Source organism: Pseudomonas sp. 2VD (genome assembly GCF_005503585.1).
Classification (GTDB): domain Bacteria; phylum Pseudomonadota; class Gammaproteobacteria; order Pseudomonadales; family Pseudomonadaceae; genus Pseudomonas; species Pseudomonas aeruginosa.
Window position 1 is genome coordinate 1 of sequence record NZ_SCND01000449.1, and the last position, 4,190, is coordinate 4,190.

The window sequence follows — 4,190 nt, forward strand, 5'->3', positions numbered from 1 at the left end:
GCCGGGTGCGTTTCGCCTGTGCCTTCGCCGACCACGCGCTGCTCAAGGCGCGCAGCCTGGCGCTGGGCGCCAGCGTGGCGGCGGAAGACTACGGCGCCGACGGCGTCGTCCTGACCCTGGAGTTGCCGGTGGCGCGCTTCGAGGCGCTTCAGGCGCTGCTGGTGGACCTCAGCCGAGGCCAGGTGCGGCCGCAGCGGCTGGACGCCTGAGGAGGCTCAGCGCGCTGGAGCCGGGCGGGAAGGGGCAGGAAGCGGCGGGAGCGCGGCGAACACGCATTTGTCGCGGCCGCTGCGCTTGGCGTCGAGCAGTGCGGCGTCGGCGCGATTGACGGTCTGCGAATAGGTTTCGCCGATGCGGTGTTCGGTGACGCCGACGCTGGCGGTGACGCTCAGCGCCTCGGTGCCGACGCGTACCGCCAGGGTCCGTACGCTGTCGCGCACCCGCTCGAGTACCGGGCCGGCGTCCTGCAGGCGGGTCTGCGGCAGCAGCAGGAGGAATTCCTCGCCGCCCCAGCGGCCGCAGAGGTCGTATTCGCGCAGCTCGGACTCCATGGCCCGGGCGATTTCCACCAGCACCCGGTCGCCGCTGTCGTGGCCCCAGGTATCGTTGACCTGCTTGAAGAAGTCCACGTCGAGCATCGCCAGCACGTAGCTCTGGCCGTGGCGCTGGGAGCGTTCGTTCTCCTCCCTGAGGCGCTCCAGCAGCATGCGTCGGTTGGGCAGGCCGGTCAGCGGGTCGCGGATCGAGGCTTCCTTCAGCGCCAGGTTGAGGTCGCGCATCATCTGCTGGTAGCGGTCGGAGATCCGCGCCACCTTTTCCAGGCGCCGCAGTTGCTTGTGGTAGCGCTCGGACAGCGACAGGTTCTGCTCCCGCGCCATCGACTGGAAACCGTCGGAGATCCGGGCGATGCGCTCCAGCCGCACCAGTTGCTCCAGCGATTGCTGGCGCAGGCGGGCCAGCGCCTGGTGCAGCGGATGCCCGTGGAACTGCGGATCGGCCAGCAGGCCGTCGATCCAGGCGTCCAGTTCGCGTTCGCGGCTCATCGTCGGCTACTCGTCGTGGGCCTGGATGGCGAAGGGGAAGCTGCAATCCTCGCGGAACTCCTCGGCCAGCTCGGCGACCCGTTCGTTGCGCCGGTCGTAGTGCCAGCGCAGGCTGACCGGGCGACCGCCCTGGTGGGCCTCTTCGAGCAGGTCGAGGATGTCCATCATGGCCTTGATCGAACTGGTGTTCAGGTACAGCAGGCGCAGGTCCAGTTCCAGCGGCCGCTGCCCGTCGGCGAGGAAGCGCTCGACCCAGTCGATCACCTGGCCGAACAGTTCATAGGAGTTTTCCGGGTAGGAATCGCCTTGCATGGACAGGCGTCCGGCCTGCCAGTCGCCCTGGATGGCGGGCGTGGACTGGGTGCCGGGTATGTGCAGGTCACTCATGATGGTGTTCTTCCTAAAACACGGGGTCAGATCACGGCGCGCAGGCTGAAGAAGGCGCGCCCGTCGGGCTGTTCCTTCAGCGATGCGGCCAGTGGTTCGCTGGACTTGCGGGCGATGTCCAGCAGGCCGAGACCGGCTCCGCTGGCGCAGCCGCTGTCGCGCGGGCGGCGTAGCTGCTCCTTGTAGGCGGCCTTGAGGGCGGCCTTGTCGAGGTTGGCGATGGCCTGGATGCTGCGCACCAGGCTCTGGCCGTCGTCGCGCTCCACCAGGTTGCCGGCGGACACCACGTAGTGGCCGTCCTCGTTGCGGGCGATGGCTACCGTGGCCGCCGCCTCGTGTTCGCCGTAGCCCTTGAGATTGGCGTAGTGGCGGATGTTCTGGGTCATCTCGATGTACACCGCGAAGACGTCCATCGCTTCGCTCGGCTTGGCCTGTTCGGCGTGCAGGTAGTTGCGCAGCGCGTGGCCTATCTCCTCGATCAGGCTGCGCGAGATCGGTCCGTTGAAGCAGAGCAGGATGCGTTGGCGGGTGTAGCTTTCACGCATGGCCAGCAGGTCTAGCGTTTCCATGGGTGCCCCTAGTCGAATCGGAAGGACAGGATGGTGATGTCGTCGCGTTGCGGGTGCTCGCCCTGGTACTCGGCGAGCGTCGCCACGAAGGCCTCGGCCTGCTCGGGGAGCGGCTGCCGCGCGTGGTCGCGGAGCATGTCGGCGAAGCGCCGGCTGCCGAAGCCGAAGCCGTGTTCGCCGCCGGCCTGGTCGAGGAAACCGTCGGTGCTCAGGTAGAAGGTCCAGCCCGGCGCCAGCGGTACCTCGATGTTGCGGTAGTCGCCACGGCGCTTGTCGCCGATCGCCCGGCGCGCGCCCTTGAGTTCCTGGACCTCCTCGCCGTCGCTGGCGTACAGCGAGATCTTCGCCCCGGCGAAGGCCAGCTGGCGGCGCCGGCGGTCGACCCAGACCAGCCCGGCATCCATGTTGGTGGCCAGCGCCTGGGGGATCTGCTCCTGGCTGAGCATGCTGCGCATCGCCTGGTCGGTCTCGCCGAGGATCGCCGCCGGGTCGCGGCTGCCCACCGCCTCGATGGCGTGGTCGATGGCGGCGCGGGCGAGCATGGTCATCAGCGCGCCGGGCACGCCGTGACCGGCGCAGTCGACCACGCCGATCAGGTAGCCGTCGGCCTGCTCGCGGTACACGTAGAAGTCGCCGCCGACCACGTCGCGCGGTTTCCACAGGATGAAGTGATGCTCGCCGAGCGTGGCGCTGAGCTGGCGGTCGGGGAGGATCGCGCGCTGGATCAGGCTGGCATAGTCGAGGCTGTCGCCGATCTTCTTCTGCGCGGCGGCCATCTCGCGGTTGGCTTCCTCCAGCGCCTGGGTGCGCTCCTGGACCTTGTCTTCCAGCTCGGCGGTGTGCCGGCGGACCTGGTCGGCCATGCTGGCGAAGGCCTTCGACAGCGAGCCGATCTCGTCCTGGCGCGCCAGCGGCAGCGGCGTGTCGTAGCGCCCGGCGGCGATCGCCTTGGCCGAGCGCTTGAGGCTGCGCAGGGGGCGCAACAGCAGGCGCTCGACGGCATAGGCGAAGCCCAGCAGCAGGGCCACCAGCAACAGCAGGAACGTGCCCGCCAGCGGCCAAAGCCAGCGGTTGTCGAGGACCTGGGCGGCGTGCAGGTCGACGGCGGTGAGCACGTACCAGCGCAGTTGGGGAATGTAGGCCACGGCGAAGAGTTGCTGGCGGCCGTCGAGGCCGGCCCACAGGCAGTGCACCGAGCCGGCCTTGGCGCGGGCCAGGCGCATGGCCTCGCGCAGGGCGTCGCGCTGTTCCGGCTGGTCGAGCAGGTCGAACACCCGGTGGCGTTCGCTGGCGCCGCCGGCGGCGGAGCTGTAGGCGATCAGGCGGCGGTCCGGGTGGGCCTGGATGGCGCCGTCGTCGCCGACGATCATCGGCGTCACGCCCGGCTCGCGGGCGATGATGAAGTCGTCGAGGAAGCCGCTCAGGTCCAGGCCGCTGCCGGCCAGGCCGATGGGCCGGCCCTGGTCGCGGATCACCAGGTTGAACCAGACCTTGGTCAGGTTCAGCTTGCTGTCGACATTGACGTTGATGTTGTAGGCGGCGCTGTTGCGCAGGGTATTGAAGTACCAGGCGTCTTCCGGGTCGCCGGCCTCCAGGGTGTAGCGCGGCCGTTCGCTGTAGGGTTGGCTGCCGTCGTTGAAGTAGTAGTGCTGGGAGCCGCTGGCGATGATGAAGTAGGCGTGGTCGCGGAAGTCGCCGCGGTAGCCCTCGGCCTCGCGGAAGAACAGCGCGCGGCGCGCCGGGTCGTCTTCCTTCAGCAGCCAGTCGCGGGTCACCACCGATTCGGCGAAACGGCGCGACAACGCCAGTTCGCGGGAGACCGGGGCGAGGATCTTCTGCCGGTGCAGCAGGGTGAAGTTCTTCGCGTAGGCCAGGCCGAAGTGCGTACGGATGTCGTCCATCGCGCGCCAGCCCAGCAGCACCGCCGGGACCAGTGCCAGGGCACAGGCCAGCAACAGCGCCACCACCGATTTGCCGCGCAACCCCCAGTTCGCCGCCATGGCTATCCCTATCAGTTTCTCGCCCGGCCCGCGGCCGAAATCATGGATCGAAAGCGTGTGTCGAACTTTTGGCGAAAGGGCCAATTGTGCAGATGTGCATTATTTCAGGCAACGTAATTTGGTTTTATTTCGCCATTAATTTGACGTCACAATGATGGCGAGCAGGCAAAGGCCCGTGGTTCGGGCCTGTC

The 4,190-nt window shown here is 68.2% G+C and carries 5 protein-coding genes; 1 reads left to right on the forward strand and 4 read right to left on the reverse strand.

The window, feature by feature from the left end; genetic code table 11:
- A partial coding sequence (locus tag FFS27_RS29400; protein WP_049265278.1) for a DUF1949 domain-containing protein occupies positions 1–209 on the forward strand: 209 nt, incomplete at its 5' end.
- A 6-nt stretch (positions 210–215) separates the two neighbouring features.
- Here the strand turns inward: FFS27_RS29400 and siaD are convergent.
- Genes siaD through siaA form a run of 4 tightly spaced genes read right to left on the reverse strand, consistent with a single transcriptional unit; the run spans position 216 to position 3,999 of the window.
- Positions 216–1,043 carry a biofilm formation regulator diguanylate cyclase SiaD gene (siaD, locus tag FFS27_RS29405; RefSeq protein ID WP_003083910.1) on the reverse strand — a complete coding sequence of 276 codons (828 nt, stop codon included), beginning with the start codon at positions 1,041–1,043 and terminating at the stop codon, positions 216–218.
- Between the two features lie 6 nt (positions 1,044–1,049).
- On the reverse strand, positions 1,050–1,430 hold the full coding sequence (gene siaC, locus FFS27_RS29410) for a biofilm formation regulator SiaD modulator protein SiaC (protein ID WP_003083913.1): 381 nt from the start codon (positions 1,428–1,430) through the stop codon (positions 1,050–1,052).
- A 26-nt stretch (positions 1,431–1,456) separates the two neighbouring features.
- Positions 1,457–1,999: a biofilm formation regulator kinase SiaB gene (siaB, locus tag FFS27_RS29415; protein WP_003083916.1), complete on the reverse strand. Its 543-nt coding sequence runs from the start codon at positions 1,997–1,999 to the stop codon at positions 1,457–1,459.
- Positions 2,000–2,007: 8 nt separating this feature from the next.
- Positions 2,008–3,999 (reverse strand): biofilm regulation protein phosphatase SiaA, encoded by a 1,992-nt coding sequence (siaA, locus tag FFS27_RS29420; RefSeq protein ID WP_003083920.1) that lies wholly within the window; start codon positions 3,997–3,999, stop codon positions 2,008–2,010.
- Positions 4,000–4,190: the final 191 nt, after the last annotated feature.

What these genes read in the sequence shown, in the direction of transcription:
- siaD (WP_003083910.1), bottom strand. Translation starts at nt 1,043, where the DNA reads ATGAGCCGCGAACGCGAACTGGACGCCTGGATCGACGGCCTGCTGGCC.
- siaC (WP_003083913.1), bottom strand. Translation starts at nt 1,430, where the DNA reads ATGAGTGACCTGCACATACCCGGCACCCAGTCCACGCCCGCCATCCAG.
- siaB (WP_003083916.1), bottom strand. Translation starts at nt 1,999, where the DNA reads ATGGAAACGCTAGACCTGCTGGCCATGCGTGAAAGCTACACCCGCCAA.
- siaA (WP_003083920.1), bottom strand. Translation starts at nt 3,999, where the DNA reads ATGGCGGCGAACTGGGGGTTGCGCGGCAAATCGGTGGTGGCGCTGTTG.